The following is a 5,291-nucleotide window of genomic DNA, read 5'->3' as shown; positions in this document are numbered from 1 at the left end:
CCGTGCTGCCCGCGGCGCGGCCGGCCGCGCTGGTGGTCGGCGGCCGGGCCGATCTGGCCGTGTTCGACGCGGACGGCTCCTGCCGGGCCACCGTGGTCGCCGGCCGGCTGGTGCACCGCCGCGCCTGACCCTGCCGGACGGGTCGACCTTCACCGCTGATCGTCCGATGTGCTCGTCCAGTCGCTTATCGGGATCGCCCGATGTCCGTCCGGCTGGATAGCATCCGCTGCCCCCGTCGATCGAGTACGGGGAGACATCGGGGAAAGGTGGATGGGTTTGACCCTCATGCCTGACAGAAATCCACGTCGGACCGGCCGGCGAAGCCTGCTTGCCGCGGCGCTGTCGATCGTGGTCGCGGCTGGAACGGTGGCCGCCACCGCGGCGCCGGCGGCCGCGTACGACATCCGCTACGAGACGAACACCTCGTGGGCCTGGACCGACTCGCACTCACCCGGCAAGATCAGCATTGATCGTCCAGGCGACGTTCCGGTCGGCACCTGGACGGATGCGAAGGGCCACGCGCACACCTCTCGCGCCTACTTCACGTTCGACATCTCCCGCTACCGGGGAGCAGACATCGAGTCGGCCAAGCTCGACGTCAAGGAGACGGCCGGCGCGGACTGCACCAAGCGCCCGAAGATCGAGCTGTGGCGCACCGCCGCCTACACCGCCAAGTCGAGCTGGCGGAAGCCGCCGGCCGACCTGGGCCTGGTCGACAGCCGTCAGCTCACCGACCAGACCATCTGCCCGGCCCCCCGGGTGGAGTTCGACGCGATCGAAGGGTTGCGGCAGGCGCTCGCCGAGGGCCGGTCGACGCTGACGCTCTCGCTGCGGCTGCCCGCCGACGCCGAACGGGATCCGGCGCTGGCACGCAAGTACGCCACCAAGGTCGGCATCTCGATCGACTACAACTTCCGCCCCGGCGTGCCGACCGACCTCCAGAGCGAGACCGGTACGGCGTGCACCATCGCCGAGCCGTACCAGGTGATCCGCAACCCCACGCTCTCCGGAGTGGTGCACGACCGGGACCGCAACGACGGCGGCGGCACGGACCAGCTGGACGTCACGTTTGCGGCCTGGCCGGTCGACGAGCCCGAGGCACGCATCGAGCGCTTGGACTCGGCCCGCGACGGCCAGCGTGCCTTCGGCCGCTACGAACAGATCTGGCCCTCGCCATTCGAGCACGACCGGACGTATGCCTGGCAGATGCGGGCGGCGGACAGCCGGGCCACCGGCGAGTGGAGCCCGGTCTGCTACTTCCGCCTCGACGTCCGTGGCCCGGCCACGCCGCCCACCGTGACGTCGGCCGACTTCCCCGACGACGGCGCGTGGCACCCGGCTCTGGCCGGCGAGTTCACCTTCACCGCCAACGGCGCCACTGAGGTGGTGAGGTACGGCTACTCGTTGGACTCCGGCGGTGAGAAGACGGTCGACGCGGACCGGACGGGCGGCACGGCCACCGTCACGCTCACGCCGGACCCGGGCCCGAGGACCCTGCGGGTGTGGAGCCTGGACGCGGTCGGCAACCGCTCGGCGACCACCGAGTACAGGTTCCTCGCCCAGGATGTCTCGCCGATCATCGAGGGACGGCTGGCCGAGATCGGGGTGCCGGCCCCGTTCCAGCTGCGGCCGCAGATGGACGGGGTGGTGCGCTACCGCTACGCCCTCGACGGCGACCCGGAGCGGACGGTCGAGGCCGCCGCCGACGGCTCCGCCGCGATCACCGTCACCGCGACCCGGGGCGGCTACCGCACCCTCACCGTCACCAGCGTCACGGCCGGCGGCGTTGAGACCACCGGAAGCCGGGAGTTCCACCTGCCGACCGAGCCGAAGATCTCGGCCACCGTCTACGAGGACTGGGGCTCCGGCGGCGGACAGGGCATCCCCGGCGTCTTCACGTTCACCCCGCGCCTGCCCGACACCGTCAGCTACCGCTACCGGTTCAACGACGAGCCGGGCACGGTGCCCGCGAAGGCCGACGGCAGCGCGTCAGTGACCTGGACCCCGGCGGGTGAGGGCTGGGTAGACCTCGCCGTGTGGAGCGTCAGCCGGGACGGCACCGAGTCGGAGCCGGCGAGCTGGTTCTTCCGGGTGCGGGATCTGCGTCCCGCGGTCTCCGCCGACCCCTACCGGGCCGACTGGCCGATGGGTGGTCCGGGCCAGCCGGGCGAGTTCCACTTCACCTCGGAGATCCCGGAGACGGTCGCCTTCCTCTACCGGTTCGACGACGGCGCCGAGCAGCGCGTCGAGACGGGCAGCCGGGCGACGGTGAGCTGGACGCCCACCGAGGGTGGGGAGCACACGCTCACGGTCAGCGGGGTCACCGCGGACGGCACCCGCTCGCCCGAGAACGTCTGGACGTTCCTGGTCAACGACGCCCCGATGGTCAAGTCGGCGGAATACCCGGAGGACCGCAGCGGCGGCCTGCCCGGTGTCGCCGGAACGTTCACCTTCACGCCGCAGCGGTCGAACGTGGTCCGGTACCACTACTCGTTCCAGGGCGCGGAGACGACGACTGTCGACGCGGCCGCTGACGGCACCGCCACCGTCACCTGGACGCCGGAGAATCCGGGCTGGTACCAGCTGACGGTGATCGCGGAGACCGCTGACGGCACCCGTACCGAACAGCGCGAATATCGGTTCACCGTCCGCGACCCGCAGCCGCGGGTCATCTCGTACCTGTACAGCGAGTGGGGTTCGAGCGGCGGCATCGGTGTACCCGGTGGCTTCCGCTTCGACTCCGACCTGCCGGACACCGTGGCGTTCGTCTACCGGCTCAACGACGGGCCGGAGCAGACGGTCGACGTGAACGACGGCACCGCCGCCGAGCTGACCGTCACCCCGGACCGGGCCTTCCGGAACACGCTCACCGTCCGAGCCCGCTCGTCGTCCGGCGAGCTGTCCCCGGAGGCGAGCTACTCGTTCCTGGTCAGCAGCATGCCGGGCGTCAGCTCGACGACCTACCCGATCGGCGGGTCGGGCGGCGGTCCGGGCCTGCCGGGTGTCTTCACGTTCACTCCCGGGATGCCGGACGTCGACAGGTACGTCTACCAGTTCGACTACGCGCCGGAGGTCACCGTCCCGGCGGGGGCGGACGGCTCCGCCTCGGTCATCCTCACGCCGGCCGAGGCCGGCTGGCACACGCTGACCGTGTACGCGATCGACAAGTCCGGCAACCAGTCGGACCCCACGTACCAGTGGTTCGTCGTCGAGGGCTGAGCGCCTGACCGCACCGGCCCTGCCACCTTTCCGAGGTGGTGGGGCCGGTGTCACATCCGGGGCTCCGGATCCGGCGTACCTTGGGGATCATGCCTGTGCCGAGTGATCCGCATCCCCGACTCCAGTCGTACGCCGACCCGCAGCGCCTGGTCACCACGGAGTGGCTGGCCGAACACCTGGGCGACGAGGGCCTCGTGGTGGTCGAGTCCGACGAGGACGTGCTCCTCTACGACACCGGCCACATCCCCGGCGCCGTCAAGGTCGACTGGCACACCGAGCTGAACGACCAGGTCACCCGCGACTACCTGGACGCCGCGGCCTTCGCCGAGCTGTGCGCCGCCAAGGGCATCGGGCGCGACGACACCGTGGTCTTCTACGGCGACAACTTCAACTGGTGGGCCGCGTACGCCCTCTGGGTCTTCTCCCTCTTCGGCCACGCCGACGTGCGGCTGCTCGACGGCGGCCGGCAGAAGTGGATCGCCGAGGGGCGGGAGCTGACCCGGGAGAAGGTGAGCCGGCCGCGCGCCGACTATCCGGTGCCGGAGCGTGACGACGCGCCGATCCGGGCCTACCGGGAGCAGGTGATGGCGCACGTGGCGGCCGGCCGGCCGCTCGTCGACGTGCGGTCGCCGGGTGAGTACACCGGCGAGATGCTGCACATGCCGGACTACCCGCAGGAGGGCGCGCTGCGCGGCGGGCACATCCCCGGCGCGGTGAGCAAGCCGTGGAAGTCCGCCGCGAACGACGACGGCACGTTCAAGTCGGCCGACGAGCTGCGGGCGATCTACGCCGACCAGCTCGGGTTGAGCCCGTCCGACGACGTGGTGGCGTACTGCCGGATCGGCGAGCGGTCCAGCCACACCTGGTTCGTGCTGCACCACCTGCTCGGCTTTCCGCAGGTGCGCAACTACGACGGCTCCTGGACCGAGTGGGGCAACCTGGTCCGGGCGCCCGTGGTCAAGGGCGACCAGCCCGGCGGCCTGACCCGCTGAGCGTCCCGGCCGGCTCTCCCGCGCGTCGGGAGGGCCGGCCGGTCAGCGTGCGGGCAGCGACACCGGGCCGGTCACGTCGCGGGCCACCCGGACCACCTCTCCGGTGTCCGGTCGCCAACGGGCCAGGCCGGTGGGATCGGAGCGGAACAGCACCGCACCGTCGGCGGACCATCCGAGCACCTCGCAGCAGGCCTTCGCCCGGTCCTCGCGGCCCAGGTCGAGCAGGCGGGTCACGGCCCCGGTGCGCGCGTCCACCACGGCCACACCCTCGGCCCCGCCCATGCTGGCGGTGGTGGTCCAGCCCGCCTGGGCGATCCGGTCGCCGCGCTGCCAGCCCCGCCCGTAGACCTCGTCCAGCCGGTAGCCGGACGGAAGGTCGCCGGTGCCCACCGGCAGCTGCTGCGGCGTACCGCCGGTGCCGGGATAGCGGCGTACGGACAGGCCGTCCTCCGCGCCGCCGAGGGCGAGCAGGTCGCCCGGTCGGGTCGGCTCGGGCACGACCAGGCCCCACGGGTCGACCGGCAGCTCCCGGGCCTTCCCGGTGCCCCGGTCCAGCTCGTACGCGGTGTCGTTGTCGCCGACGACCAGCCGGTCGCCGGCCCAGACGACGTGTTCCAGGTAGCCGGCGAGCGGGTAGCGACGCACCGAGGCGTCGGTCAGGTCGACCACGACCACCTCGCCGGTCTGCGCGAACGCGGCGGTCCGGCCGTCCGGCGACAGACTGCCGGGCTTGAGCGGCTCCGCCTCGTTGCCGGCGGCGTCCCGGGTGGGCGCGAGCGTCACCACGTCCAGTTCCCGGACCAGACCGTCGTCGCCGAGCACCCGGACCGGGCCGGCCTCGCCGGTCTTCGGATCGACCGGTTGGCGCAGCGCCAGCGCCCGGTCGACCGGCCGGGCGGAGAGCGGCGCGGTGACCCGGTCGCCGAGCCGGCCGAGCGGATCGGCGACCAGGTCGAGGTCGAGCGGGGGTTGCTGCACCGGCGACGCGCTCGGGCCCGGGCGTACCACCGGGTGGGTCGGGGCGGGGGCGCGCAGGAGCGCGACCGTCCCGCCGGTGACCAGCGCGACGGCCAGGGCGGC

The 5,291-nt window shown here is 72.5% G+C and carries 3 protein-coding genes; 2 read left to right on the top strand and 1 reads right to left on the bottom strand.

Features of this window, described 5'->3' with window-relative positions; translation table 11 throughout:
• Nucleotides 1–348 precede the first annotated feature (348 nt).
• Both HUW36_RS24710 and HUW36_RS24705 read left to right on the top strand, forming a co-directional pair.
• Nucleotides 349–3,219, top strand: coding sequence for an Ig-like domain-containing protein (locus tag HUW36_RS24710; RefSeq protein WP_174530357.1), 2,871 nt, complete (start codon nt 349–351; stop codon nt 3,217–3,219).
• 89 nt (nt 3,220–3,308) lie between these two features.
• Complete coding sequence (locus tag HUW36_RS24705) at nt 3,309–4,211, top strand: sulfurtransferase (protein ID WP_174530356.1); 903 nt, start codon at nt 3,309–3,311, stop codon at nt 4,209–4,211.
• Between the two features lie 42 nt (nt 4,212–4,253).
• On the opposite strand, the gene HUW36_RS24700 is transcribed toward HUW36_RS24705, so the two are convergent.
• Nucleotides 4,254–5,291: hypothetical protein (locus tag HUW36_RS24700; protein ID WP_174530355.1), on the bottom strand; the 1,038-nt coding region annotated here is incomplete at its 5' end.

Source organism: Micromonospora maritima, assembly GCF_902825405.1.
Taxonomy (GTDB): Bacteria; Actinomycetota; Actinomycetes; order Mycobacteriales; family Micromonosporaceae; genus Micromonospora; species Micromonospora maritima.
Note: the sequence above shows the minus strand (reverse complement) of the source record. Positions and strands in the feature narration are given on the sequence as shown.

Excerpts from the sequence above, each read along its gene's own strand:
- HUW36_RS24705 (WP_174530356.1), top strand. The coding sequence starts at position 3,309 with ATGCCTGTGCCGAGTGATCCGCATCCCCGACTCCAGTCGTACGCCGAC.